The sequence below is a fragment of the Amycolatopsis benzoatilytica AK 16/65 genome (assembly GCF_000383915.1).
In the GTDB taxonomy this organism is placed as follows: Bacteria; Actinomycetota; Actinomycetes; order Mycobacteriales; family Pseudonocardiaceae; genus Amycolatopsis; species Amycolatopsis benzoatilytica.
Genome location: NZ_KB912942.1, coordinates 1143889 through 1168074, shown reverse-complemented (window position 1 = coordinate 1168074; position 24186 = coordinate 1143889). Strand labels below are relative to the sequence as shown.

25 protein-coding genes are annotated in these 24186 nt (G+C 69.8%); 14 read left to right on the top strand and 11 right to left on the bottom strand.

Annotation, left to right across the window (positions count from 1 at the left end):
• Positions 1–58: 58 nt before the first annotated feature.
• Both AMYBE_RS0105535 and AMYBE_RS0105530 read right to left on the bottom strand, forming a co-directional pair.
• On the bottom strand, positions 59–313 hold the full coding sequence (locus tag AMYBE_RS0105535; RefSeq protein WP_020658350.1) for a hypothetical protein: 255 nt from the start codon (positions 311–313) through the stop codon (positions 59–61).
• A complete protein-coding gene (locus AMYBE_RS0105530) occupies positions 310–630 on the bottom strand; it encodes a helix-turn-helix domain-containing protein (RefSeq protein ID WP_020658349.1) in 321 nt (106 codons plus the stop codon). Before AMYBE_RS0105530 ends, AMYBE_RS0105535 begins: the two co-directional genes overlap by 4 nt.
• Positions 631–839: 209 nt before the next feature.
• Here AMYBE_RS0105530 and AMYBE_RS40895 point away from each other — a divergent pair, with 209 nt between their 5' ends.
• Positions 840–1244, top strand: coding sequence for a helix-turn-helix domain-containing protein (locus tag AMYBE_RS40895; protein ID WP_020658348.1), 405 nt, complete (start codon positions 840–842; stop codon positions 1242–1244).
• An 83-nt stretch (positions 1245–1327) separates the two neighbouring features.
• Positions 1328–2035, top strand: coding sequence for a hypothetical protein (locus AMYBE_RS0105520; RefSeq protein ID WP_027927401.1), 708 nt, complete (start codon positions 1328–1330; stop codon positions 2033–2035).
• 102 nt (positions 2036–2137) lie between these two features.
• Here the strand turns inward: AMYBE_RS0105520 and AMYBE_RS0105515 are convergent, their stop codons facing one another.
• The 4 genes from AMYBE_RS0105515 to AMYBE_RS0105490 all read right to left on the bottom strand — a co-directional run bounded on the left by AMYBE_RS0105515 (position 2138) and on the right by AMYBE_RS0105490 (position 4820).
• Positions 2138–3031: a tyrosine-type recombinase/integrase gene (locus tag AMYBE_RS0105515; RefSeq protein ID WP_211226799.1), complete on the bottom strand. Its 894-nt coding sequence runs from the start codon at positions 3029–3031 to the stop codon at positions 2138–2140.
• A gap of 97 nt (positions 3032–3128) precedes the next feature.
• A complete protein-coding gene (locus AMYBE_RS0105510; RefSeq protein ID WP_154676121.1) occupies positions 3129–3404 on the bottom strand; it encodes a hypothetical protein in 276 nt (91 codons plus the stop codon).
• A gap of 37 nt (positions 3405–3441) precedes the next feature.
• Positions 3442–4326 carry a TIGR03854 family LLM class F420-dependent oxidoreductase gene (locus AMYBE_RS0105495; RefSeq protein ID WP_020658344.1) on the bottom strand — a complete coding sequence of 295 codons (885 nt, stop codon included), beginning with the start codon at positions 4324–4326 and terminating at the stop codon, positions 3442–3444.
• 50 nt (positions 4327–4376) lie between these two features.
• Entirely contained in the window at positions 4377–4820 is a 444-nt protein-coding gene (locus tag AMYBE_RS0105490; protein WP_020658343.1) for a MarR family winged helix-turn-helix transcriptional regulator, read from the bottom strand.
• A gap of 105 nt (positions 4821–4925) precedes the next feature.
• On the opposite strand from AMYBE_RS0105490, the gene AMYBE_RS0105485 reads away from it, so the two are divergent.
• The gene (locus AMYBE_RS0105485) at positions 4926–5321 is read left to right on the top strand and encodes a DUF5313 domain-containing protein (protein ID WP_020658342.1); all 396 of its coding nucleotides are present in this window, start codon (positions 4926–4928) and stop codon (positions 5319–5321) included.
• Positions 5322–5333: 12 nt separating this feature from the next.
• Positions 5334–6263, top strand: a complete 930-nt coding sequence (locus AMYBE_RS0105480; RefSeq protein ID WP_020658341.1) for an RluA family pseudouridine synthase — start codon at positions 5334–5336, stop codon at positions 6261–6263.
• A gap of 240 nt (positions 6264–6503) precedes the next feature.
• Here AMYBE_RS0105480 and AMYBE_RS0105475 read toward each other — a convergent pair whose 3' ends face one another.
• The gene (locus AMYBE_RS0105475) at positions 6504–7109 is read right to left on the bottom strand and encodes a hypothetical protein (protein WP_020658340.1); all 606 of its coding nucleotides are present in this window, start codon (positions 7107–7109) and stop codon (positions 6504–6506) included.
• A gap of 140 nt (positions 7110–7249) precedes the next feature.
• Between AMYBE_RS0105475 and AMYBE_RS0105470 the strand changes: the two genes are divergently transcribed.
• Both AMYBE_RS0105470 and AMYBE_RS0105465 read left to right on the top strand, forming a co-directional pair.
• A complete protein-coding gene (locus AMYBE_RS0105470) occupies positions 7250–7828 on the top strand; it encodes an ArsR/SmtB family transcription factor (RefSeq protein ID WP_020658339.1) in 579 nt (192 codons plus the stop codon).
• Between the two features lie 37 nt (positions 7829–7865).
• Positions 7866–8492: an alpha-ketoglutarate-dependent dioxygenase AlkB family protein gene (locus tag AMYBE_RS0105465; RefSeq protein ID WP_020658338.1), complete on the top strand. Its 627-nt coding sequence runs from the start codon at positions 7866–7868 to the stop codon at positions 8490–8492.
• Between the two features lie 376 nt (positions 8493–8868).
• Here AMYBE_RS0105465 and AMYBE_RS0105460 read toward each other — a convergent pair whose 3' ends face one another.
• The 4 genes from AMYBE_RS0105460 to AMYBE_RS0105445 all read right to left on the bottom strand — a co-directional run bounded on the left by AMYBE_RS0105460 (position 8869) and on the right by AMYBE_RS0105445 (position 15651).
• The gene (locus tag AMYBE_RS0105460; RefSeq protein ID WP_020658337.1) at positions 8869–10146 is read right to left on the bottom strand and encodes a cytochrome P450; all 1278 of its coding nucleotides are present in this window, start codon (positions 10144–10146) and stop codon (positions 8869–8871) included.
• A gap of 296 nt (positions 10147–10442) precedes the next feature.
• A complete protein-coding gene (locus tag AMYBE_RS0105455; protein ID WP_020658336.1) occupies positions 10443–11333 on the bottom strand; it encodes an ROK family protein in 891 nt (296 codons plus the stop codon).
• Positions 11330–14221, bottom strand: a complete 2892-nt coding sequence (locus tag AMYBE_RS40890; protein WP_020658335.1) for a glycosyl hydrolase 2 galactose-binding domain-containing protein — start codon at positions 14219–14221, stop codon at positions 11330–11332. Before AMYBE_RS40890 ends, AMYBE_RS0105455 begins: the two co-directional genes overlap by 4 nt.
• A complete protein-coding gene (locus tag AMYBE_RS0105445) occupies positions 14218–15651 on the bottom strand; it encodes an APC family permease (RefSeq protein ID WP_020658334.1) in 1434 nt (477 codons plus the stop codon). The genes AMYBE_RS40890 and AMYBE_RS0105445 overlap by 4 nt, the downstream gene beginning before the upstream one ends.
• Positions 15652–16257: 606 nt before the next feature.
• Here AMYBE_RS0105445 and AMYBE_RS0105440 point away from each other — a divergent pair.
• From AMYBE_RS0105440 to AMYBE_RS0105405, 8 genes are all read left to right on the top strand, one after another.
• Positions 16258–17337, top strand: a complete 1080-nt coding sequence (locus AMYBE_RS0105440; protein WP_020658333.1) for a J domain-containing protein — start codon at positions 16258–16260, stop codon at positions 17335–17337.
• Positions 17338–17376: 39 nt separating this feature from the next.
• Entirely contained in the window at positions 17377–18042 is a 666-nt protein-coding gene (locus tag AMYBE_RS0105435; RefSeq protein ID WP_027927398.1) for a DUF998 domain-containing protein, read from the top strand.
• A gap of 96 nt (positions 18043–18138) precedes the next feature.
• Positions 18139–18909: a 3-oxoacyl-ACP reductase FabG gene (fabG, locus tag AMYBE_RS0105430; protein ID WP_027927397.1), complete on the top strand. Its 771-nt coding sequence runs from the start codon at positions 18139–18141 to the stop codon at positions 18907–18909.
• Positions 18910–18914: 5 nt separating this feature from the next.
• Positions 18915–19367: a MaoC family dehydratase gene (locus AMYBE_RS0105425; RefSeq protein WP_020658330.1), complete on the top strand. Its 453-nt coding sequence runs from the start codon at positions 18915–18917 to the stop codon at positions 19365–19367.
• Positions 19368–19493: 126 nt separating this feature from the next.
• Positions 19494–20519: a phosphotransferase family protein gene (locus AMYBE_RS0105420; protein ID WP_020658329.1), complete on the top strand. Its 1026-nt coding sequence runs from the start codon at positions 19494–19496 to the stop codon at positions 20517–20519.
• Entirely contained in the window at positions 20519–21742 is a 1224-nt protein-coding gene (locus AMYBE_RS0105415; RefSeq protein WP_020658328.1) for an acyl-CoA dehydrogenase family protein, read from the top strand. The genes AMYBE_RS0105420 and AMYBE_RS0105415 overlap by 1 nt, the downstream gene beginning before the upstream one ends.
• Positions 21739–22917 (top strand): acyl-CoA dehydrogenase family protein, encoded by a 1179-nt coding sequence (locus tag AMYBE_RS0105410; protein ID WP_020658327.1) that lies wholly within the window; start codon positions 21739–21741, stop codon positions 22915–22917. The genes AMYBE_RS0105415 and AMYBE_RS0105410 overlap by 4 nt, the downstream gene beginning before the upstream one ends.
• A complete protein-coding gene (locus tag AMYBE_RS0105405) occupies positions 22914–24008 on the top strand; it encodes an acyl-CoA dehydrogenase family protein (RefSeq protein ID WP_020658326.1) in 1095 nt (364 codons plus the stop codon). The genes AMYBE_RS0105410 and AMYBE_RS0105405 overlap by 4 nt, the downstream gene beginning before the upstream one ends.
• The last annotated feature ends 178 nt before the right edge of the window (positions 24009–24186 follow it).

Here is a 24186-nt window from a genome sequence, read left to right as displayed (position 1 = left end):
CTATCTCCTCTTGGTCACGCCCGCCCCCGGCCCGGGGCGGGCACCTTTTTGTTGTGGGTCAAGCGGCCTTGCGCTTGCGCCGGGATTCGGCAGACTTCGCGGCGAGCCCGAGGAAGTACGCCTTCTTCGCGCTCTCGGCGCGCTTCGCGCGCTCGGCCGGGGCGAGGACCCCGTCCGGGTCGACCTGCTTCTCGAACCGGTCGAGGAACGCGCGGGTCCCGGGCGCAGTGCGCGCGGTGCGGTCCTCAGTGAGGGCCCAGCTCGTGTGCGACGCGATGCGCGCCGCCAGCTGCCGCTGCTCCGGGGTGCTCATGCCGCCGCGCCGTTCGGGATTCGCCGCGGGCCCTTGGACGGTTCGCGGTCCTGTCGTTTCGGCGGGGCAGTCGGTTCCCGCTTGGGCTGCTTCGGCGGGTCGTCGGGGACGGTGCCGTCGAGTTCGCCCGGCTCGGTAGGGACGCCGAGGTCGGTGAGTGCGGCGGCGATGCGCACAGTGCCTTCGGGGGAGGCGGGCCGGGTGCCGTTCTCGATGCTGATCATCGCGGCCCGGCTGTAGCCGGCCAGCTTGGCGAACGCGCCGGACTTGACGCCGGTGCGCTGCCTGCGGGCTCGGACTCCAGTGAGGATGGCCATGTATGCAGATTACGCAGTTTGCGCACAGAGTCAAGCATGAAGTGCGTATAGCGGGCCGGTTGACTGCGTGTAGTCGCATGAATTACTTTGAATGCATGAGCAGTCTGCGCATCTTGGGACGACCCGGACAGCGCCGTGCCTTGGCGCCCTGCCGCCCGACCCCCCATCCTGCATACGTGGACACGCAAAACACGCAAAAGAAGCGCCGCATGGAGGCACTCGGCGCGCAACTGGCGAAGCTCCGCACCGACCAGAACATGCCGCGACAGGACCAGCTCGCGACTGCATCCGGCGTCGGCGTCCGCACCATCTCCGACATCGAAACCGGCAAGAAGATCCCGCGCGTGACCACCATGCGGAAGATCGAGGCAGCGCTGAATCTGCCCGAAGGCGCGACCGACGACTTCATGGACTACGCGATCGACAAACTCGTCCCGAAATCGGCCGGCTCCGATCTCTACCCCGCCGAGGTCTACGAACGCGAACCGCGCGGCGAGGTCGAGCACGAGATGCTCGCGATCCGCGGCGAGACGGACGACGTGAAGTGGTCCTACATCATCGACCGACGCAAACGCCTGTTCGACGAGAAGCGCCGCGACGTTAGGCGAGGCTAAACACTGCTCCGTCCGGTTATTTGTAGGATTGCGAAACGATTAATGGGTGGAAAACCGCTGGCCACGGCGATATTCGTGGTCTAGTGATATTCCTTCTACTGGCTGCACTGGCACTGCTCGCGGTGATCGCGGGCGTCATGATCCACAACGCGATTGCGCTGCGGAGACTCCACCGGCGGCTCGACGCGCGGGCCCGGCTCGACGCATTGAGCCGCGCCCCCGACGACGACGGCGGCAGCCGAGGCACCGCCGAACCGGTCCTGCGCATCATCAAAGGCGGCGCGATGGCCATGATCGGCGCGGCCGGGGCCACCATCGCGTGGACCAAGGAACACCCCGCCGCCGCGGTCGTCGGGCTCGTCGGCGCGGTCGCGACAACCGCGGTTGTCGCCGCGTCGACCCCCATGGCTGTGCCGGACATCGGCAACCCCATCGCCGGCGGACCCCCGCCGCCGGTCACCGTCACTCCGCTGCCCGTGCCCCCGCCGCCGGCCCCGCCGGCAACGCCGGACCCTGCGCCGACGACACCGCCTACGGCCACGTCGTCGTCGGAGTCCGCGGCGACAGTCGCCGCACGGGCGCCCGCACCGCACGAGCATCCTGTCCCCGGCGCGCCGCCGTATCTTGTCGCGACGCGGACCACCACCGCGCAGCCGCCGCACCCGGCCTCGCCTGGCACGTCGACTCCGGAACCGCCGGGAACGACCCCCGCGCCGAAACCGCCGACGCCGACCCCGTGCGGCGGCATCGACGTCAACCTGCGCCCGATCGCAGATCTGTGTGTGCTCTGACCCCGAACCGGTGCGGCCGCTTCCCCCGGCCCCCGCACGGTTCCCGTAAAACTGCGGGGGGGGGGGGCGTCTTCAGCCTCTTTTCCCCTTCTCCCCCAACGCTTACAGGTCGCCGAGATTCAGGCCCCGCGACTCCTGGGCGGCGCGGTCCGACGCCGTCGCCTGCGTATAACGGTCCAGCATGTCGCGGCGCGTCCATCCCGCGATCGCCATCAAACCGCCCTCACTGCCCCCGGCTGCCAGCCACCGCTGCGACGCAGTGTGCCGCGTGAGGTGCGGATGGAAGTGCTCGATCCCCGCCGCCTCGGCACGCTTCTCCAGCGCGCAGTACAGGCCGTGGTATCGAAAGCGGCCGTCGCCGCGCCCACCGAGCCACAGTGCAGGAGACGCCGCATCGCGATGCGAGCGCCGCATCCGCAGGTACCGGTCGATCGACAACGCCGTCTGAGGCCCGAACGGCACGAACCGTTCCTTCCCGCCTTTCCCGCGCACGATCAGGAGCCCGCGTTGCAGGTTGACGTCGTCGACGTTCATGCCGCACACCTCGCCGGCGCGGACGGTGGTTTCGAGCATGATCCGGACGATCGCTTCGTCGCGGCGGTCGCGGAATGTCTTTCCCTTGCAGGCGTTGACGAGGGCAGTGCATTCGTCGTCGGTGAGGCGGGGCACGACCTTGTTGTCGACCTTGGGGCGTTTGACGCCGATGAGGTCGTCCCGGTCGAGCTCGCCCTCGTCGGTAAGCCATGCGGAGAAGCGGCGGAGGGCGGAGAGCCGATTCACGGCGGTGGAGGCCTCGGCGCCGCGCTCGAGGAGGTCCGCGACGAACGCTTTGACGGTCAGGTGGTCGAGGACCAGCGGCACGTCCTCGCGGTCGCAGTAGGCGAAGAACTGGGTGACGCCCATGGTGTACGCGTCGAGGGTGCGGGGGGATTTCCGTTCGGATCGGAGGTGCAGTTGCCAGGAGGAGAGAAGGGGTCTCAGGTCGATGTCGGGCACGGGCGTTATCTTGACTCGTAGCGGCGTCCGATGCAACATAGTCAGCGTTGACCCGCAAAACCGCTGGTCACGGCCCAGGTAGCCGCTTACTGGGAACCTAGATAATCAGCCGTTCGCTGGGCAGCGCGGTCGGCACCGCGATCTTCGGCGCGATCGCCAACGCGACGCTGGCGTCCCGGTTCTCGAATCCGCCCGCGAACGTCGCCGGGCACCTGCCAGCGAGCGTCGACGCGACCAGCCGCGTCTTGGACGGCGCGCGCGACAACTCGCCGGCGACGGAGTACGTGCGCCAGTCGCTCGCGGCCGCAGCGCACAACGTGTTCGTCGCGATCGTCGCGGTGTCCGTGCTCGCCGTCGTCGCGCTGCTGCTCATGCCGCGCAAGACAGAGCAGCTGACCTTCGCCTGACCGTCAGTTCTGCAGCGGGCCCAGCTCGCGGACGAATTCGTCGAGGAACTTCCGGTAGTCGCCGGAGTAGCCAGGCCGGATCACGAATTTCGTGAGCCCGGCGTCGATGTGCCGCTCGATCATCCGGCGGGCTTCCGCCCAGCTGGTGGGGATGAGCTCGGTGACCGGGCGGCCGGGATTGCGCCGTTCGGCCGTCGCCCGCAGGCTCGCCGGAATGCCGTGCGGCGCCAGGACCAGGCTCAGCCCGAAGTGGTCCGGTTCGATCTCGCGCCCGGCCTCGGCCGCGGCGTCCTGGATCTGGAGGCGGGCCGCCCGGGCCTGGTCCGGCGTGTGGAAGCTGCCGAGCCAGCCGTCGGACAACCGGCCGGCGCGGCGCAAAGCGGCCGGGGCCGCTCCGCCGAGCCACACGTCGAGCCGTTTCGCCGGACGCGGGCCGATGGTGACCCCGTCGAGCTGAAAGAACTCGCCGTCAAAGTGCACGTCGTCCTGTTGCAGAAGCAGCCGCAGCACAGTCAGCGACTCGTCGAACACCGCCGCGCGCCGGCCGTCGGGCACTGGGAACAGCGCACGCTCCTCGGGCCGCGCGGGCAGCAGCCCGAACACCGGCAGCACGCGTTTCGGAGCCAGCCCGGCCAGCGTGACCAGCTGTTTCGCCACCAGCACCGGATTCCGCCCGGGCAGGATCGCCACGCCAGTGCCCACTTTCAGGGTGCTGGAGCGGGCGAGCGCGTGCGCCATGCCGATCATCGGGTCGACGTCGGAGGAGTAGACGATCTCGGACAGCCACAGCGAATCGACGCCGGCCGCCTCGACCTGCTCGGCCAGTCCGGCGAATTCCGCCGGCCCGGTCCCGACTCCCGGCGCCACCCCCAGCCGGATCTTCAGCACATGCCCCCCTCTTCCGCGTCGGCGCTTCCCACTATGCCGGAAATCCGCGGTCAGGCGGTCGCCTGGATCACCCGGCCCAGCGCGGCGTGCAGCGCCTCGAGTTCGGAGACCTCCATGCCGAGCCGTTCCACCACCCGGTACGGAATCTTCTCCGCCTCCGCCCGCAGATTCCGGCCCTTTTCGGTCAGTTCCACGGTCAGCTGCCGCTCGTCGGCGCGGCTGCGGCCCCGGGTGACGTAGCCGACCGCCTCCAGCCGCTTCAGCAACGGCGACAAGGTGGCCGGCTCGTGGCGCAACGCGGTGCTGAGGTCCTTGACCGACCGCGGCGACTGCTCCCACAGCGCCAGCATCACCAGGTACTGCGGATGCGTCAGCTGGTGCGGCTCCAGCAGCGGCCGGTAGATCGCGATCACGCTGCGCGAGGCGACCGACAGCGCGAAGCACACCTGCCGGTCCAGTTTCAGCGGGTCCTCGCCCAGATCGATCTTGGCCACCCGTACCTCCTTCTGGTCCAGCCCACTCTAGCGCGATCTCCGTCGCACTAATGATTAGTATGCTAATAATTAGTGTACTGTACCGAGTGGCGACGAGGAGGAACGATGACCGAACGGCCCGGCGTTCTCCGCTGGTTCTGGCACGCGGCCGGCGGACGGCTGCCCGAGCGCTACCGCGACTGGCTGCTGCACGACGCGACGTCCAAGCACTGGAAGGCGCGGCACGTCCTGCGCTCGACGGTCGGCATCGCCCCGCTGTGCCTGGTCTGGCTGCTGCTGCCGGCCCCCCTCGGGTTGCGGCTGGCGATCGTGCTGATGGCCGCGCTGGTCGCGTACTTCTACTCGTGCGCCTACATGGAGGAGAGCATCGACCACCGGCTGTCCCGGCACGGTTTCCCGCCCGGCACCGGCAAGCGGATCCGGCGCGAGAAGGCCGCCGAGGCCAACGCCGAAGCGACCGCCCGGTACATCGCGATCTACCGGCAGAACAGCGGCGACTAGACTCGGTCTCCGATGAGACGCAAGCGCCCGGCCCCGATCCCGCAACGGCACGGCCTCGACCCGGCCCGGCTGCGGCTGCCGGACGAAGGCCCGTGGGCGACGCTGCTGGAGCACCTTGTGGAGCGGCTGCCGCGCGTCGCCCCGGAACGGATCGCGGAAATGCTGCGCGAGGAGCGCATCCACGGCGAGGACGGGCCGCTGGGCATCGACTCGGCGTACGCGCCCGGTTCGTTCATCTGGTTCCACCGCGACCTGCCGGACGAGGTCCCGGTGCCGTTCGACGTCGCCGTCCTGCACCGCGACGAGCACCTGCTGGTGGTCGACAAGCCGCACTTCCTGGCCACCATCCCGCGCGGACGGCACGTGCTGGAGACCGCACTGGTCCGGCTGCGCCGCTCGCTCGACCTGCCCACGCTCTCCCCCGCGCACCGGCTCGACCGGGTCACCGCCGGGGTGGTGATGTTCGTGATCACCCCTTCCGCGCGCGGCGCGTATCAGACGATGTTCCGCGATCGGTTGGTGCGCAAGGAATACGAGGCGATCGCGGCATACGATCCGGCCTTGCCGCTGCCCCGGACGGTACAGAGCCGGATCATCAAGGAACGCGGGGTGCTGGCGGCACAGGAGGTGCCCGGCCCGCCGAACGCCGAGTCCACTGTGGAGCTCCTGGAACACCGGGCCGGACTGGGCCGGTACCGCCTGCTGCCCGCGACCGGGCGGACGCATCAGCTGAGAGTGCACATGTCTTCGCTGGGAATCCCGATCCTGGGCGACGATTTCTACCCGGACCTGCGGGAGAAACCGCTCGACGACTTCACCCGGCCGCTGCAGCTGCTGGCGAAGGTGCTGGAGTTCGACGACCCGATGACCGGGGAGCACCGGCGGTTCGTGAGCCGTCGAGCGCTGACGGCCTGGGATTCTCCTGCGGAATGGCTTTCGTAGCTACTTTTCCTTCGCCAGAAGGAAATGCGCGCCGGAGTTGAGCAGAGCCTGGCGGCGAAAGCTGGGTTTTCCTTTGCCAGAAACACACTTAGAGCTTGTCTCAGGTGGTGCGCGCCGAACGGTCCGCCGGTCTGTCCGTGAAGGGCCCTTTCAGGGACTTGGATTCCCTCAAGGGTCCCTTCACGGACGGTCGAGCAGCCATCACGTCAGCACCAGGTGAGGCATGCTCTTAGTGCCCGCTCACTTGGTCCAGAATTTGATGCCGCTCCACTCCACAGTGATCGGACCAGCGCCGCTGGCCGTCCGGTACGAACCGAATTTGTCGTAGTAGCTGCCGGACGGGCTGTCGTCGGTCTGTTTCAGCGAACCGTTGATGTACACCTGATGCGAGCTGCCAGGCTGGTTGATCGTGTTGACGCGCACCGAGGTGCCGACAGTCGCGCCGGTGGCGACGGTCTGGCCGTTCTCGACCGTGTAGAGCCGGCCGCCCTTCTCGACGGCCAGCAGGAAATACGGGCCGGCGTTCGAACCGTCGCGGAAGGTCTGCTTCAGGCTGATCCGCGAACCGGCCATGCTGGTGATCTTGAATGAGCCTTCGAACTGGTGGGTGCCGCCGGTGTAGGTCTCGTAGCGGCGTTCGGCGCGTTGCTCGCCGCTGCTGTCCGAGCAGGTCAGCTTGAAGGTGAGCCCGCTGACTTGGCCGCAGCCTTTCTGCTGCTCTTTGTAGCTCGGCGACCATGGCGTCCAGGTGCCGCCGCCGACCTGCGCGGACGCTGCCGGGGCGAGGATCGCGAGCCCGCAAGCCGCCGCTGCCAGCGCTCCGCCGATCCGGGTTCTCGTGCGCACGTGCCAACCTCCGTGGAACTCAGGGCGGCGGCGGTGGTGGTACAGGTCCAGACCACTGGTGGATCACTCTAAGTCCGCGGACGATTGCGGACAAGGGCGGCCGCCTTGACGACTTTGTTTGTCACTGCTTGGCTCAGCGGATGCAGGACGTCGTAGTGATCGAGGACCCCGCCGTCGCGGCGATCGCACTGGACCCGGTGCGCGCCCGGCTGCTGGCCGCGTTGACCGAACCGGCCTCGGCCGCCGCGCTGGCCACCCGCGTCGAGCTGACCAGGCAAAAGGTCAACTACCACCTGCGCGCGCTCGAGTCGCACGGCCTGGTCGAGCCCGCGGGCACCCGGCAATGGGGCGGCCTCACCGAACGCCTTTTCGTCGCCACCGCCGGCTCCTACCTGCTCTCCCCCGCCGCGCTGGGCCCAGCCGGCACCGTCCGGGTGAAGGCCGACCGCCTCTCGGCGAGCTACCTGCTGGCCGTCGCCGGCCGGACCCTGCGCGAGGTCGCCGGGCTCGTCCGCCGCGCCGCCCGGGCCGGCAAACCGCTCTCAACGCTGACCCTGGACGCGGAGATCGCCTTCGCCTCCGCCCGCGACCGCTCCGCCTTCACCGAAGAACTGACCGCCCTCGTCGCCGACCTCGTCTCCCGCTATCACCACGAATCCGCTCCCGATGCCAGGATGCACCGGCTCGTCGTGACCGCGCACCCCAAACCGGCAGATTAGCTCGAACAGGTGTTCGAACTTCAGGTACGGTGGGTTCATGAGTCAGGCACTTCAGGGTTCGCTGTTCGGCGCGGGCGAACCGACCGCACTGGGACCGCTGTCCGGCCTGCGCCGCACCGAGCTCGGGCAGGGCGCGTGGATCGACGTGCTGCCGGGATGGCTGGACGGCTCGGACGAGCTGTTCGAGCACCTGGCGGCCGAGGTCCCGTGGCAAGAGGAGCGGCGGCAGATGTACGACCGGGTGGTCGCCGTCCCCCGGCTGCTGTGCTTCTACCGGGAGCAGCGGCCGCTTCCGCACCCGGTCCTCGCCGAGGCGAGGGAGGCGCTGACCGCGCACTATGCGGCTGAACTGGGCGAACCGTTCCGCACGGCCGGGCTGTGCTACTACCGGGACGGCCAAGACAGCGTGGCCTGGCACGGCGACGACCTGGGCCGCGGCCGGATCGAAGACACGATGGTCGCCATCTTGTCCGTCGGCGCGGCACGGCAGCTCGCGCTGCGCCCGCGCGGAGGCGGGGAATCGGTGCGGTATCCGCTGGGGCACGGCGACCTGATCGTGATGGGCGGGTCCTGCCAGCGGACGTGGGAACACGCCATTCCGAAGACGGCGAGGGCAGTGGGGCCTCGGATCAGCATCCAGTTCCGGCCGCGCGGGGTCCGATGAGCGGCGCGTGACACGGCGCTCGGGGGCAGCCCGGCCGTGGGAGCGACAGCGGCTTGGCGGAGCCGACGGACCGCGGGCACGGCGTGGGACGTCCGCGAAGGTTACCTTCACGGGCTCAGAGTCCAAGCGAGGAATTTGAGCTGCGACGCGTCCGCCGGCGGGCCATCCATAAAGGCCGCCAGCGCCACCGAAATAACCGATTGACGACGATATAGCCGTTTCATCAGGTCCGTGAAGGGCCCCTTGAGGGAATCTGATTCCCTCAAGGGGCCCTTCACGGACCTCCCGCCACCCGCTGGCCCCGGCCAGCTCCGTCGACCTGGGCAGACGCGGCTCAAGACACCCGCAGCGTCGCCTCAAGTTCCTGGCTTTGAGGTCAGTCCACCAGCACCGGCAGCGAATCCAGCCCGTACACGATCGACACCTTCCGGAACGCCAGCTCCTCCGGCTCCACTGCCAGCCGCAGCTTCGGGAACCGCCGCACCAAGGCCGGGTAGGCCGCGCGCAGCTCCATGCGCCCCAGCTCCGCACCGATGCACCGGTGGATCCCGTAGCCGAACGCCAAGTGCGACGACGGCTCGCGGGTCGGGTCGAACCGGTCCAAATCGCCTTTGCCGAGCACTGGGTCGCGGTCGGCGACCGACAGCGAAACCAGCACGATGTCGCCCTCGCTGATGTGCACGCCGGCGACGTCCAGATCCTGCTTCGCGAAGCGCGGGAACGCCATCTGCACCACGGTCAGGTAGCGCAGCAACTCCTCCACGAACCGGTGCACCGAGTCGTCGTCGCCGCGGACCGCTTCGAACGCGGCCGGGTCGCGCAGCACCACCAGTGCGCCGAGGGCCAGCATGCTCGCCGTCGTCTCGAGGCCGCCGGTCAGGATTCCGTCCGCCAGGCCGGCGAGCTCCCGGTCGTCGATCTCGTCGCCATGCTCCTTGATCAGCATCCCGAGCAGGCCGTCGCCGGGCTGTTCGCGCTGCTTGCGCACGATCTCCAGCAGGTAGCCGAGCGATTCCGAGATCGCCCCCAGCGACGCGCCCGCGCCGCTGAACAGGTCGAACCGGGCCGTGCTCAGCCGCTGGAAGTCAGCGCGGTCCTCGTAGGACACTCCGAGCAGTTCGCAGATGGTCAGCGACGGGATCGGCAGCGCGAACTCTTCCCACAGGTCCACCGGACCGTCGGCGGCGGCCATCGCGTCCAGCCGGTCGGCCACGATCTCGTCGATCCGCGGCGTGAGCCGGGACAGCCTGCGCATCGTGAACTCGGGCGTGAGCAGCTTCCGCAGCCGGGTGTGCACCGGCGGGTCGGCGAACCCGAGCCCGCCCGGGTTCTGGTCCTCGGTGACGCCCGCGTTGCCGACCAGGTTCGTGAAATCGTTGCTGAACTCGCTGCCCTTGCCGAGGACAGCCTTCGCCTCCTCGTAGCCGGTCACCAGCCAGGCGTTCATCCCGAACGGCAGGTCGAGCTTGCTGATCGGAGCCTCGGCACGCAGGCGGCCGAGATCCGGCACCGGGTCGAGTCCGTGCCTGCGCAACGGCTCCAGCGCCGAATCCGGCAGCAGCGCCATCTTCTCGAGATCGAAACCCCGCTTTTGCTGGCGCGCGAGGTAGCGGCGGCCGGCCCAGGCGAGGACACGCGAACGGAGACTCCCCATGGTCGCGACAGTACCGCACCCCACCCCCGCAGCGGTCCGGGGCGGAGACGCCCGTCACGCTGTGACCAGCACCGGTCCACTGTGTACGCCGATCACCCGGCCAGCTTGCCTGGCCCGGAGCTGTCGGGCCCCTCGCCACAATGGCCGTCGTCGGCCCGCCTCACCGGCCGAGCGCGGAACGAGCACGCCACCCGCGAGCGGCTCGCGGGTGGCGGGAGGAAACCGGGAGACACCGGCTCCGAGGTGGAAGCCGTGGCCGGCAGGGCGTCGGGGCAGCCCTGCCGGCCACGGAGAACTCAGCCCTCGCCCAGCGCGAGGGCGACCGCGCCCAGCAGCGCGCCGTCCTGGTCGAACCGGGCCGGCACCAGCTCCGGCGGGAACGGGACAGCCGCTGCGAGACGTTCGCGCAGGGCCGGCAGCAGCACGTCCGCCGAGCGGACCAGGCCGCCGCCGACGGCGATGCGGGTCGGGTCGAAGGCGATCGCCAGGTTGGCCACGTGCATGGACAGCTCGTCCAGCGCCGCGATGACCAGCTCCTTCGCCTCGGCGTGCTCGCGGGCCAGCGCGAACAGTTCGCCGGCAGTCACCGGGCGGCCGAGCAACGCGGTCGCCCGCGTGCCCAGCCCCCGGCCCCCGACGGCTTCTTCGAGCGGCGCCGCTCCGCTCTTGAAGCCCTCGGTGTCTTGGGGGGTGCGCAGGTTGTATCCCAGCTCCCCGGCCGCGCCGTTCGCGCCGGTCAGCAGGCGGCCGCGAACCAGCACCGCGGCCGCGATGCCGGTGCCCAGCGACAGGAACACGGCCGGGTCGGCACCGGCCAGCGTGCCCCATTTCCACTCCGCCAGCGCGGCCGCCTTCGCATCCGTGCCGACGGTCACCGGCACGTCCGGGAACGCCGCCGACACCAGCTCGGCCAGGTGCAGCTCCTCCCAGCCGGGCACGTTCGGGGCCAGCAGGATCCGGTCCGGCAGCACGATGCCCGGGCTGACCACCCCGATCGCGCTGATCCGGGAGCCCTCGGCGAGATCGGCCGCGGCGGCGAGCGCGCGGGTGACCACCTGCTCGGCACCGGCTTCCGCGTCGGTGTCGAGCCGGCGGGTCGCCCGCAGGCTCCCGGTCCGGTCGGACAGCCCCAGCGCCACTTTCGTGCCGCCGAAGTCGATGCCCAGGATCAGATCGTCCGATGTCACTCGCGGGTCCCCTCGATGACCGGCGGGACGGTCCCGTGACCGCCCCGGTGCGGACCGGCCGGCACCACGACCCGGCCGGTGTTGAACCCGTCCACGCTGATCACCGGGGACGCGCCGCGCAGGTCGGCGGCCCGGTAGCGGACGGTCAACGTTTGCGATTCGCCCGGCCACAACGTGATGTCGTTGTCGTCCCAGGTCGCCGCCGCGAGCTGCGAATCCGCGTCGGCGGCACCGCCGCGGCGCAGGTCGGCGCGCAGGAAGAACGCGGCGGCCGGCGTCGGCGAGGTGTTGGTGACGGTGACCGTCGTCTGGGTGTCCGCGCCGTCCGGGCCGTTGGCCGGGCTGGTCGACGCGGTTACGCCCACCTGCGCCTTCGGCAGGTCGCGCAACGCGGTCAGGTCGGCGTACTGGCTCATCGTGGCCTGGGGCTGCTGCAGCGTCTTCGCCCAGTTCACGACGTCCTTCTGCGTCGACATCCAGTAGACGTTCCGGTCCACGACCTTTCCGCCTCGGCGCACCTGCAGCTCCACGAAGTACACCTGGGCCTTGGCCGGGGCCTTCGTCTCGGCCGGGACCTTCGGCTTCAGCAGCCCGGTCGCGACGCCCTGGCTGTCCAGCGAAACCGCGCCGGTGGACTGGTCGTCGAGCACCTTGCCCGCGGGGTCGTACACCTTGGCCTGCACGGAAATTCCGTCCAGCCGGGAAGCGCCGAGGTTGTCCAGCGCGACCGTGCCGGTGTCGTAGGCGTAAAGCGCGTGCAGCGGCTTGTTCGCCTTCTGCGCGCCGAAGTACGCGCCGGGCTGGTCGCCGTCGTTGTTGTACAGCGACCACAGCAGCGTCGGCCAGCCCTTGTTGAGCTGCCAGTACACCACTCCGGTGGACGGGTTCTGCTTGTCCTTGGAGTGCGCCAGGAACGCTTCGAACTGGGAGCGGGTGTTCTCGTAGTTCGCGATCTGCGCGGACTCCACATAGGACTCCAGCGAGTCCCACTTGCCGTAGCGGTGCGAGATCGAATCGTCCAGGGTGTACAGCGTGCCGAACTTGTAGCCGCCGTGCCCGGACTCGAAATTCGCGTGGTACTGGTTGTATGCCGGGTCCTGCCACAGCTTGGCCTGTTCCGCCGGCGACATGAACCGCCGGATCGAGTCCAGCGTCGGCACGGTGTGCCCGGCGCTCTGCTCGCTCGCGAAGCCCCAGGCGCCGCCCGCGTTCGTGCGGCTCGGGTCGGTCTTGTCGAAGGTCGAGGAGTCGTACCAATAGGACGGCGGGACCCAGTCGTAGGGTCCCTCCTTCTCCCCCGACGGGCCGAGCGTCTTGGTGCTCTTGTACTCAGCAGACGCGATCAGCGGCACGTTCCAGTCCGCGGCTTTGAACGCGCTCAGCGTCTCGGTCTCCTGCCGCGGGATGGGCGCGTTGTCGCTCCAGCCGTACACGATCACGCTCGGGTGGCTGCGTTCGCGCTGCGCGATCGAGTACGCCGAGTCGTGCATGATCCGGTAGTCGCGATCGGTCAGCTTCTCCGGTTTCTCCGGCTGCCACGCGTCACAGCAGAGGAAACCGCCGAGCACCAGCAGCCCGGCCCGGTCGGCCTGGTCGTAGAAGTCCGCGGGCATGTCGTGGCCTTCGAGCCGGACGCCGGACAGCCCCATGTTCTTGATCAGCGCGAGCTGGTGCGCGATGTCCGCCTTGTCGTAGCGCAGCAGCAGATCCGGCGCGAATCCCCCGCCGCGGAAGACGAAGTCCTTGCCGTTGACCGAGAACAGCCGCGCGCCGTCCGGCAGCGCCGCCGACTTGCCGACCAGCTTCGACGACACGGTCCGGATCCCGAACGTCTCCGACGACGAGGTCGACACCACACCGCCTTGCGCGACCTCGGTGCCGAGTGTGTAGAGCGGCTGCGCCCCCATCGAGTACGGCCACCAGACCTGCGGCTTGGCGATTTTCAGCTGCGGGAACTTCGCTGGCGTGAACGTCACGGTCTGCTTGCTGTGCGCGGGAACCGTGACGCTCTGCTTGACAATGATCGGCGTTCCCTGGCCCGGCGGCGTGACGGTCGCGGTGACGTCACCGGTCTGCGCACTGTCCGCGTCGTTGGTGACGTCGAGCTTCGCGGTCAGCGAAGACGTCGACAGATCCGCAGCGTTGTCCTGGACGACGTGCGCGTTGTCGCCGCTCAGCGCGTCGGACAGCTGCAGGGTCGGCGGGTACTGCAGGCCGGTGTTGTTGTCCGGCGCGATCTGCGCCCAGTCGGCCTGGTCGAGTGTGTACATCGTGTTCGGGTTGTTCGGGTACACCTTGACCGCGAGCGTGTTCTTGCCCGGGCGCAGCAGCTTCGTGACGTCGAAGACGTGGCCCGCGTAGGCGCCGCTCACCACGTCCTTGCCCGCGACGAGCGTGCCGTTCACCCACACGTCGCCTTCGCCGACGATGCCCGGGATGGTCAGCTTCGCGTTCTTGCCTTGCCGGAAACCCGGGTCGAAATCGGTGCGGAACCACCACGGGTCGGAGAACGGCTTCGTGGCGACCGGGCCGAGCTGCGTGACGTAACCGAAGCACTTGCGCATGTTGTCGGAGTAGTAAACGTTGGCGCACTTGCTGTTCTGCACCAGCGCGTTGATCTCGGTGCCCGGTGCGCCCGCGTCGTCCGGCTTCACCTTCAACCAGCTGCCGGTGGCGTAGCCCGGCTTCGAAACCGCCGCGCCGTCGTCCTTCACCTGCGCGGTGGTCAGCACCTGCCAGCCGCCGAGACCGATGGCCGACTGGCCGTGCGGCCGGCCGGTCGCCGTTTCCGGCTGCTGCACGGGCGCGGCACCGGCCGTCGACACCGCCGTCGCCACCCCGGGAACCAGGATCAGCGCGGTGATCCCCGCGATCAGCGGTTTCCTCATGCCTGCGCTCCTTCCGGCTGGCCCGCGAACGCCTCGCGGATTTCCTTCGGGCCGAACGGCCACACCTTTTCCTTGCGCGCGTAGACCAGGAACGCGAGAACGCCCAGCACGACCCAGCCGACTGAGAGCAGCTTCGACAAGGTGGTGGCGGAGTAGAACAGGTAGACCCATCCGGCGAGCGCGATGATCGTCGGCACCGGGTACAGCACCTGCCGGTACGGCCGCTTGAGGTTCGGCTGCCGACGCCGCAACACGATGATCGCGGCGACCTGCGCGAGCGATTGGATCAGCACCAGCACGGTGACCGCGGCGTTGATGACGTCGGTCAGGTCGAACAGCGAGCCGATCGCGGTGATCGCCCCCATCGCGAGCACGCCCGCGGTCGGCATGTGCAGCTTCGGGTGCAGCTTGCCGAAGACCGGCAGGAACACCTTGTCGCGGGCGGCTTCGAACGGCACCCGCGAACCGCCGAGCAGCCCGGCGAACACCGAGCCGACCGCGGCGATGACGATGAAGACGGTGATGATCTTGGCGGCGACGGTCCCCCACGCCTGCTCCAGCACCGAGGAGGCGACCGACGTCGCGGTCTTGACCTGCTCCAGCGGGGTCGAGCCGAGCACGCCGACCTGCAGCAGGAAGTAGAGCGCCATGATGCCGAGGATGGAGAAGATGATCGACCGCGGGATGGTGCGGCCCGGCTCGCGAACCTCGCCGCCCAGGTAGGCGGTGGTGTTGTAGCCGAGGTAGTCGTAGACAGCGATGACGAGGCCGGCACCGAGGCCGGACCAGAACGCGCCGCCGCCGGAGAAGGCGCCCGGGGTGAAGTTGAACGCCTGGTGCGCGTCGAAGTGCGTGAACGCCGCGATGATCACCGCGAAGACGGCGAACAGCATGATCAGGAACAACGCGGTGGTGAGTTTGCTGATCTGCCCGATCTTGCGGAACAGCAACAGCACGATCACCACGACGATGCCGATGCCGATGACCTTGCCGAGCGGGGTGACGCCGCCGGCGTCGGTCACGCCCGGGACCAGATAGCCCAGGTACTGGACGAGGCCGATGATGCCGGTGGACATGATCAGCGGGATGAAGAGCACCGCGCTCCACGCGAACAGGAACGGCATCAGCCGGCCGGACCGGTACTGGAACGCCTCGCGCAGATAGATGTAGGTGCCGCCGGCCCCGGGCAGTGCGGCGCCGAGTTCGGCCCAGACAAGCCCGTCGGCGAGGGCGATGATCGCGCCGATGATCCAGCCGAACATCGCCTGCGGGCCGCCCATCGTCACGACCATCGCGGGGATGGTGACGAACGGGCCGATCCCGCACATCTGCGTCATGTTGATCGCGGTCGCCTGCAGGGGCCCGATTCGGCGTTCGAGACCGGTCCGCGGAAGAGCCGCGGCTTCCCCCGGGCGGGTGGGTGAGCTCACGTCGTGTCCTCCATCGCAATAGTTAGTAAAGGTTCTTAACATAAGATGAACTGGGCCGAAAGGTCTGCGCCCGGAAAGTTGCCGAAACCGGTGCGGGAGTTGGGGAAGGGGACGGTGGGACGGGCAGGCCGGGAGAGCCGTCGGGGTGCCGGTGGGCGGAACCGGCATTTCCGGCAGCTGCGAGCCGGGGAGGCCGACGGGCGGCGGCGGGGTGCTAGCAATGGGCGTCGGCACCGCGGAACCGGGGCGTCCGCGATGGGTGTCGGCACCGCGCAACCGGGCGGCTGGGGCGGCCGGTACTTTCCTCCGCCCCGGGAACCCCGGTACTCGCCCACCGCCGCCGCAAAGGACACGACAGAAGAAGACGCCCTCAGACCTCCTCGCCCGTTCTCGCCCTCCTCACCGCAGTCCGCCCGCAGCCCCGCGACGACCGTTCGCGATTCGCCGCCGCCCGTGCCTGGTCGAACACCCCGTCAACCGAGGCGGGCGACCGCAGCCGCATCCCGCACCCGGACGTTCACTCGGGCGCGCCGCGGAGGCGGATGACACCCCGCACCGCCGACCGAATATCGTTGCGCGGCAACCGTCCGGAGGTGGAACCCGACCGTGCCCGACTACTACGCGGTACTCGGCGTGGGGAAGACCGCGTCCCCCACGGAGATCAAGGCCGCCTATCGTCGGCTGGCCAAGACGTTGCATCCGGACGCGGGCGGGACGGTCGGCACGTTCCACCTGCTGCGCGAGGCGTACGACACCCTCGCCGACCCCGATCTGCGCGCCCGGTACGACGCGGGCGTTCCGGCGGTTTCCGTGCCGAGGCCCCGGCCGCGGCGGCGGTTCGGCGAGCAGCCGGGGTTCGCGCCTGCCGCGCCGGACATCGATCCCGAAGACCTGGAGTGGTGGGAGTTCGCCGCGGAGGACCCGCGGATGCGGCACGGGCGGCGGCGCGGGCCAGGGCACACTCCGGTGGTCGCGGCGGTCGCCGGGATGGCTCTTGTGCTGCTTCCGTTGGTCGTCGGGGCCGACTTCACCCCGCCGGTGCTCTTCGTCTGGCTCGCGCTCACCGCGGGGACGGCGCTGCTCGTCGCGAAGCTGGCCCGGGGTTACCTGGCCGCGCGCCGCGCCGGGGACGCGTTCGCGGAGGAGTTCGGCGGCAGTCCGGTGTTCGGCTCCCCCGGCACCGAGGCGGACGAGCTGGCCGAAAGGCTCACCGCCGAACTGCTGGAGCGTTATCTGACGCGGCTTCCGGGCGCGCGCGTCTTCCACGGTCTCGCCTGGCCAGGTTCGGTGTTCGCGGATGTCGATCATGCGGTGCTGTGCGGAAAACGCCTGGTGCTCATCGAGTCGAAGCTGTGGCTTCCGGGACACTACGAAACCGCCGAGGACGGCCGGGTGCTGCGCAACGGCCGGCTGTTCCGCGGCGGCGGCAGCCGGCTCGAGGAAAGCCTGGAGCGCTATCGCGAACTGCTGCCCGGCGTCGTCCTGCGCGGCGCGATGATCGTGTACCCCAGCCGCGACGGCGAGATCACCACCGCGGAGCCGGACGGCGAACCCGCCCCGCCGATGACGCCCGAGCAGTTCCTGCACGAGGTCGGCGGCTGGCTGTCCGCTGAACCGTCCACTGTGGATCACCAGGCGCTGCGCACGATGCGCGCGCAGGTCACCGGGTCCGGCCGGGCCGCCTGATTCACCGTGGGCACATCCGTGCCCTGCCACGCTGGGTGCATGACAACCGTGCGCGCGGACCGCCGTCCTGCTCTGCTTTCGCTGGCCGGGATCGGCGCACTCGCGCTCGGTGCCGTGCTGATGCTGCTGTTGCAGGTGGTGCTGCCGACCAACGAGATCAGCGCGACGTGGCGGACGATCAGCGAGTACGGGCTGTCCGACCACAAGTGGATGTTCGACCTGGCTGTTGTGCTGGTCGCGGCCGGCTCGGCGATCGCGTTCGCGGTGCTGCGACTGCAGGGCCGGCTGCCGAGAGCCGCCGCGGTGCTGGGGGCGTTGTGGACGGCCGGGCTGCTGGTGATCGTCGCGTTCCCGAAGACGGACTGGGCCAATGCCGCCGCGAGTTCCGGTCCGGGCGGAGCGCTGCACCGGGCTGCCAGCGTAGTCGCGTTCGTCTGCCTTCCGGTTGCCGTGCTCGTCGCGGCGCGCGCCGCGTTTCCGGACCAGCCGCGTCGCCGGTGGCTGGTCCGTGCGCTCGCGATCGCCGCGCTGGCCTGGTTCGCGGTGATTATCGGGGCGATAGCCGTCGCCGCGCTGACCGGACAGCACTGGTGGCTGCTCATCCCGCTCGGCCTGGTGGAACGCGGCATGGCGCTGACCGAACTGCTCGCGCTCGCCGCGCTCAGCGCACCGGGCCGCGGCAAGGGGCTCGCGGTCGACGCGTAATAAGCGTACGCTTAGCCGCCAGCGCAGGGGGCCGCGTCGTGGCATTCTGCGCAGGCAGTCCGAGCCTGCCCCGGCGCTGCCGACCCTTCCCCGACGATGAGGAGAGACCCCGTGACCGCTTCCCGTGTGGCCATCGTGACCGGTGCCGGCCGAGGCATCGGCGCCGCCGTCGCCCGCCGGCTCGCTTCCGACGGGTTCGCCGTCGGCCTGCTGGACCTCGACGAGGCCGGCGTCAAGCAGGGCGCGGAGGCGATCGTCGCCGACGGCGGCCGTGCGGTCGGCGTGGCATTGGACGTCAGCGACGCCCAGCAGGTCGAAGCCGCGGTGACCCGCGTCGCCGAAGAGCTCGGCGCGCCCACCGTGCTGATCAACAACGCCGGCATCACTCGCGACAACCTGCTGTTCAAGATGACCGAGCAGGACTGGGACTCGGTCCTGAACGTGCACCTGCGCGGCTCGTTCCTGATGACTCGCGCGGTGCAGAAGTACCAGACCAAGGAGAAGTGGGGCCGGATCGTCAACCTGTCCAGCACCTCGGCGCTGGGCAACCGCGGCCAGGTGAACTACTCCGCCGCCAAGGCGGGCATGCAGGGCTTCACCAAGACGCTCGCCATCGAGCTGGGCAAGTTCGGCGTCACCGCCAACGCGATCGCGCCCGGGTTCATCGCCACCGACATGACCGCGGCGACCGCCGAGCGGGTCGGCATGAGCTTCGAGGACTTCAAGGCCGCGGCCGCCTCGCAGATCCCGGTGCAGCGCGTCGGCACGCCCGAGGACATCGCGAACGTGGCGTCGTTCCTGGTCAGCGAGGGGGCCGGTTTCGTGTCCGGCCAGGTCATTTACGTCGCCGGCGGACCGAAGGACTGATCGCGATGCGCGTGTTCTCCGACGTCGCCGAACTCGCCGAAGCAGTGGGCGGGCCGCTCGGCGTGAGCGAATGGCACACCGTCAGCCAGGAACAGGTGCAGCTGTTCGCCGACGCCACCGGCGATCACCAGTGGATCCACCTGGACGCTGAGAAGGCCGCCGCCGGCCCGTTCGGCACAACCATCGCGCACGGGTTCCTCACCCTGTCGCTGATCCCGAGCTTCCTGCCGGAGATCTACCGGGTCGACGGGCTGAAGATGGGCATCAACTACGGGCTCAACAAGGTCCGGTTCCCGCAACCGGTGAAGGTCGGCGCGCGGGTACGCGGGGCCGCCGAGCTGGTCGAGCTGACCGACGTGCCCGGCGGCAAGCAGGCCGTGGTGCGCTGGGTCGTCGAGATCGAGGGCGAGGACAAGCCCGCCTGCGTCGCCGAGATGGTGTCCCGGCTGATCGTCTGACCGTCCCGCCCGAGCCCCAATGCCACATTGGGTGCATCTGACGCACCCAATGTGGCATTCGGTGCATCCCACGCACCCAATGTGGCATTGGGGCGATCTGAACTCGTACGAAGTGGAGTCCCGCCGATGACCCCCACCGACCCGCCCGGCCTCGATCTGGGACGGCTGCGCGCCTATCTCGACCGAGAGCGGCCCGGCCTGGTGTCCGGCCCCCTCACCGCGGACGTGGTGCAGGGCGGGCGGTCCAACCTCACCTACATCGTCTCCGACGGCACGCGGCGCTGGGTCGTGCGCCGCCCGCCGCTCGGGCACGTGCTGCCGACCGCGCACGACATGGGCCGCGAGTTCCGCGTGATGAGCGGCCTGGCCGGCACCCCGGTGCCGGTGCCGGAGACCGTGCTGCTCTGCGAGGACGCGGACGTGCTCGGCGCGAAGTTCTACGTGATGGAGTACGTCGAGGGCACCCCGTACCGGACCGCCGAAGAGCTGGAGCGGCTCGGCCCGGAGCGCACCCGCGCGATCGCCGACTCGCTGGTGGACACCTTGGTCGACCTGCACTCGGTCGACCCGGCCGCGGTCGGGCTCGGCGATTTCGGCCGCCCGGACGGCTTCCTGGAACGCCAGCTGCGCCGGTGGAAGAAGCAGCTCGACGGCTCGCGCAGCCGCGACCTGCCCGGCGCGGACGCCCTGCACGACCGGCTCGCCGCGGCGATCCCGGCGTCCGGAGCGCCGGCCATCGTGCACGGCGACTATCGGCTGGACAACGTGCTGGTCGACGGCGACGACCGGATCACCGCGGTGCTGGACTGGGAAATGTCCACCCTCGGCGACCCGCTCACCGACCTCGGCCTGATGGTCACCTACGCGCAGCGCGACCAGCTCTCGCTGCCGATGGTGTCCAATGCCAGTTCCGCGGCCGGCTACCCGGACACCGCCGAGACGATCGCGCGTTACGCGCAGCGCTCGGGCCGCGATCTGTCCGCGCTGAACTGGTACGTGAGCTTCGCCTACTTCAAGCTCGCGGTGATCCTCGAAGGCATCTACTTCCGTTTCCAGCAAGGCAAAACCGTCGGCGAAGGCTTCGACCAGATCGGTGCCGCCGTCGCCCCGCTGATCGACCAGGGCACCAAGACCCTCACTGAGGAGAACTGATGGACTTCGCGTTCGACGCCCGTACCGAGGAGCTGCGTGGTCAGCTGCTCGAGTTCATGGATTCACACGTCTACCCTGCCGAAGCCGTCTTCCACGAGCAGCTGGCCGAGCGCAGCGACCCGTGGTCGCCGCCGCCGATCGTCGAAGACCTCAAGGCGGAGGCGCGCAAACGCGGCCTGTGGAACTTCTTCCTTCCCGGCGAGCACGGCGCGGGGCTGACCAACCTGCAGTACGCTCCGCTGGCCGAGATCACCGGACGCAGCCCGCACCTGGCGCCGGCCGCGGTCAACTGCGCCGCGCCGGACACCGGGAACATGGAAGTGCTCACCATGTTCGGCAACGAGCAGCAGCAGAAGCAGTGGCTGGAACCGTTGCTGGCCGGGGAGATCCGCTCCGCGTTCGCGATGACCGAGCCGGAGGTCGCCTCCTCGGACGCGCGCAACATCGCGACCAGCATCCGCCGCGACGGCGACGAATACGTCATCAACGGGCGCAAGTGGTACATCACCGGCGCGATGAACCCGAACTGCAAGATCTTCATCGTGATGGGCAAGACCGACCCGGACGCGCCCGCGCACAAGCAGCAGAGCATGATTCTCGTCCCGCGCGACACGCCCGGGGTGACCGTGGTGCGCGGCATGCAGGTGTTCGGCTACACCGACGGCGATCACGGCGGGCACGCCGAGGTGCTGTTCGAGGACGTGCGGGTGCCCGCCGAGAACCTGATCGCCGGCGAGGGTTCCGGGTTCGCCATCGCGCAGGCCCGGCTCGGGCCGGGCCGCATTCACCACTGCATGCGCGCGATCGGCATGGCCGAGCGGGCACTGGAAGCGATGTGCCGGCGCACGCTGTCGCGCGAGACGTTCGGCCGTCCGATCGCCGATTCGGGCGTGGTGCAGGACTGGATCGCCGAATCGCGGGTGCGGATCGAGCAGCAGCGGCTGCTGGTGCTGAAGACCGCGTGGCTGATGGACACCGTCGGCAACCAGGGCGCGCACACCGAGATCCAGGCGATCAAGATCTCCACCCCGCTGGCGGTCGAGTGGATCCTGGACAAGGCGGTCCAGTCGCACGGCGCGGGCGGCGTTTCGCAGGACTTCCCGCTGGCCGAAATCTGGGCGGGCATCCGCACGCTGCGGCTGGCCGACGGCCCGGACGAGGTGCACAAGCGTTCGCTGGCCCGGCGCGAGCTGAAGAAGTACCGGACGGAGGCGGCCAAGTGACCGCCGAGCAGCTGCGCGCGCAGGTCGCCGCTTTCCTCGCCGAGCACGACCCGAAGTCGCTGTCCCCGTTGGAGTTCTTGCGGGCGCGCTTCGACGCCGGACTGGCCTGGGTGCACTTCCCGGCCGGGTTGGGCGGACAGGACGCGCCACGGCACCTGCAAGGCGAGGTCGAAGCCGCGTTCGCCGACGCGGGAGCTCCGGACAACAACCCGCGCCGGATTCTGATCGGGCTCGGCATGGCCGCGCCGACCATTCTCGCGTTCGGCACCGAGGAACAGAAAAACCGCTACCTGCGTCCACTGTGGACCGGCGAAGAGGTTTGGTGCCAGCTGTTCAGCGAACCGGGCGCCGGCTCGGATCTGGCCGCGCTGGCGACCCGCGCCGTGCGCGACGGCGACGACTGGGTGGTCACCGGGCAGAAGGTGTGGACGTCCAGCGCGCACCTCGCGCAGTGGGCCATCCTCGTCACCCGCACCGACCCGGACGTGCCGAAGCACCAGGGCATGACGTACTTCCTGTGCGACATGACCGCGCCCGGGGTCGAGGTGCGGCCGCTGCGCCAGATCACCGGCGAAGCGGAGTTCAACGAGGTCTTCCTGACCGACGTGCGGATCCCGGACACGCAGCGGCTCGGCGCGGTCGGCGAGGGCTGGAAGGTCGCGCAGACCACGCTGATGAACGAACGCGTCGCGATCGGCGGCACCGCCATGCCTCGCGAGGGCGGCATGATCGGGCTGGTCGCGAAGACCTGGCGGGAGCGGCCGGAGCTGCGCACGCCGGAACTGCGGGACCGGCTCGTGCAGCACTGGGTCGAGGCCGAGTCGCTGCGGCTGGCCGGAACCCGGCAGCGGCAGCAGCTCGCGGCAGGCGCGCCGGGGCCGGAAGGTTCGGCGATGAAGGTGGCGTTCGCCGAGCTCAACCAACAGCTGTCCGGCCTGGAGCTGGAACTGCTGGGCGAAGAGGGCTTGCGGTACAGCGACTGGACGATGCGCCGTCCGGAACAGGTCGACTTCTTCGGCCGCGACGCCGGTTACCGGTACTTGCGGGCCAAGGGGAACTCGATCGAGGGCGGCACCTCGGAGGTGCTGCGGAACATCATCTCCGAACGCGTGCTGGGGCTGCCGTCCGAGCCGCGAGTGGACAAGGACGTCGCCTGGAAGGACCTGCCGCGATGACTTCGCCGGACCTGCTGTATTCCGAGGTGGAAGAGGACCTGCGGGCTTCGGTGCGGGCGCTGCTGGCGGACAAAGCCGGGCCGGCCGCGGTGCTCGCCCGGGTCGAGACGGACACCCCGTACGACCTGGACCTGTGGCACACACTCGCCGCCGACCTCGGCACCGCCGGGCTGATGGTGCCGGAATCCCGTGGCGGACACGGCGCTTCGGCGCGCGAGGTGGCCGTCGTGCTGGAAGAGCTGGGCCGGAGCGTCGCGCCGGTGCCGTTCCTGGGCAGTGCCGTGCTGGCGACCGCGGCGCTGCTGGGGACGGACTCCGACCTGCTCCCCCAGCTCGCGTCGGGGGCGGTGACCGGGGCGCTGGCGGTGCCGTTGTCGACCGCACCGGGTTCGGCGTTCCCTTCGGCAGTCGAAGCCCGGGACGGGGTGCTCACCGGCCGAGTGTCCACTGTGGTCGATGCGTCGGCGGCTTCGGTGCTGATCGTCCCGGCAGCCGGCCCGAACGGCCCGGAGCTGTACGCCGTCGAGGCTTCGGCCGCTTCGGTGCAGGAAGCGATTTCGCTCGACCTGACTCGCCGGGTCGCGGACGTGGTGCTGGAGTCGGCTCCGGGGCAGCTGATCTGCTCCGGTGCGGCGGCCGCGGACGCGGTGGAGCACGCGCTGACCGTGGCCGCCGGTCTGCTCGCTTCGGAACAGACCGGGATCGCCGAATGGGCGTTGACCGAGACGGTCGCGTATCTGAAGGGCCGGTACCAGTTCGGCCGCCCGGTCGGCGGGTTCCAGTCGCTCAAGCACCGGCTGGCGAATCTGTACACCGAACTGGTCAACGCGCGAGCGACGGCGCGGTATGCCGCGGACGCGCTGGCCGGCGGGTACGACGTGCCGATCGCGGTAGCGGTCGCGCAGGCCCGGGTCGCGCCGATCGCGGTGCACGCGGCCGAGGAAGCGATTCAGCTGCACGGCGGAATCGGGATGACCTGGGAACACCCGGCGCATCTGTACCTCAAGCGGGCCAAGAGCGACCAGATCGCGTTCGGCACGCCCGGACGGCACCGGGCCCGGCTGGCGGATCTCGTGGACCTTCCCGCCTGAGCGCTCGTGCGCGGCCGGACCGGCCGCGCACGAGCCCTCCTGCTGGTGACGACGAGGCCGCACCCCTCGAAACGGCGGCCCCGTCGCCGAACTCGGACCGGTGCCGGTCGTGCCAATCACCCCTGCCGACTGGCCGGACCGGCCCCGCTCGCCCAGGTCGGCTGTCCCGGTCCGGCTC

What these genes read in the sequence shown, in the direction of transcription:
- AMYBE_RS0105435 (WP_027927398.1), top strand. Translation starts at nt 17,377, where the DNA reads ATGACAACCGTGCGCGCGGACCGCCGTCCTGCTCTGCTTTCGCTGGCC.
- AMYBE_RS0105415 (WP_020658328.1), top strand. Translation starts at nt 20,519, where the DNA reads ATGGACTTCGCGTTCGACGCCCGTACCGAGGAGCTGCGTGGTCAGCTG.
- AMYBE_RS0105405 (WP_020658326.1), top strand. Translation starts at nt 22,914, where the DNA reads ATGACTTCGCCGGACCTGCTGTATTCCGAGGTGGAAGAGGACCTGCGG.
- AMYBE_RS40895 (WP_020658348.1), top strand. Translation starts at nt 840, where the DNA reads ATGGAGGCACTCGGCGCGCAACTGGCGAAGCTCCGCACCGACCAGAAC.
- AMYBE_RS0105510 (WP_154676121.1), bottom strand. Translation starts at nt 3,404, where the DNA reads ATGAGCAGCAGCGCGACGACGGCGAGCACGGACACCGCGACGATCGCG.
- AMYBE_RS40890 (WP_020658335.1), bottom strand. Translation starts at nt 14,221, where the DNA reads ATGAGGAAACCGCTGATCGCGGGGATCACCGCGCTGATCCTGGTTCCC.
- AMYBE_RS0105425 (WP_020658330.1), top strand. Translation starts at nt 18,915, where the DNA reads ATGCGCGTGTTCTCCGACGTCGCCGAACTCGCCGAAGCAGTGGGCGGG.
- AMYBE_RS0105465 (WP_020658338.1), top strand. Translation starts at nt 7,866, where the DNA reads ATGAGTCAGGCACTTCAGGGTTCGCTGTTCGGCGCGGGCGAACCGACC.
- AMYBE_RS0105480 (WP_020658341.1), top strand. Translation starts at nt 5,334, where the DNA reads ATGAGACGCAAGCGCCCGGCCCCGATCCCGCAACGGCACGGCCTCGAC.
- AMYBE_RS0105485 (WP_020658342.1), top strand. Translation starts at nt 4,926, where the DNA reads ATGACCGAACGGCCCGGCGTTCTCCGCTGGTTCTGGCACGCGGCCGGC.
- AMYBE_RS0105530 (WP_020658349.1), bottom strand. Translation starts at nt 630, where the DNA reads ATGGCCATCCTCACTGGAGTCCGAGCCCGCAGGCAGCGCACCGGCGTC.
- AMYBE_RS0105470 (WP_020658339.1), top strand. Translation starts at nt 7,250, where the DNA reads ATGCAGGACGTCGTAGTGATCGAGGACCCCGCCGTCGCGGCGATCGCA.
- AMYBE_RS0105535 (WP_020658350.1), bottom strand. Translation starts at nt 313, where the DNA reads ATGAGCACCCCGGAGCAGCGGCAGCTGGCGGCGCGCATCGCGTCGCAC.
- AMYBE_RS0105420 (WP_020658329.1), top strand. Translation starts at nt 19,494, where the DNA reads ATGACCCCCACCGACCCGCCCGGCCTCGATCTGGGACGGCTGCGCGCC.
- AMYBE_RS0105460 (WP_020658337.1), bottom strand. Translation starts at nt 10,146, where the DNA reads ATGGGGAGTCTCCGTTCGCGTGTCCTCGCCTGGGCCGGCCGCCGCTAC.
- fabG (WP_027927397.1), top strand. Translation starts at nt 18,139, where the DNA reads ATGAGGAGAGACCCCGTGACCGCTTCCCGTGTGGCCATCGTGACCGGT.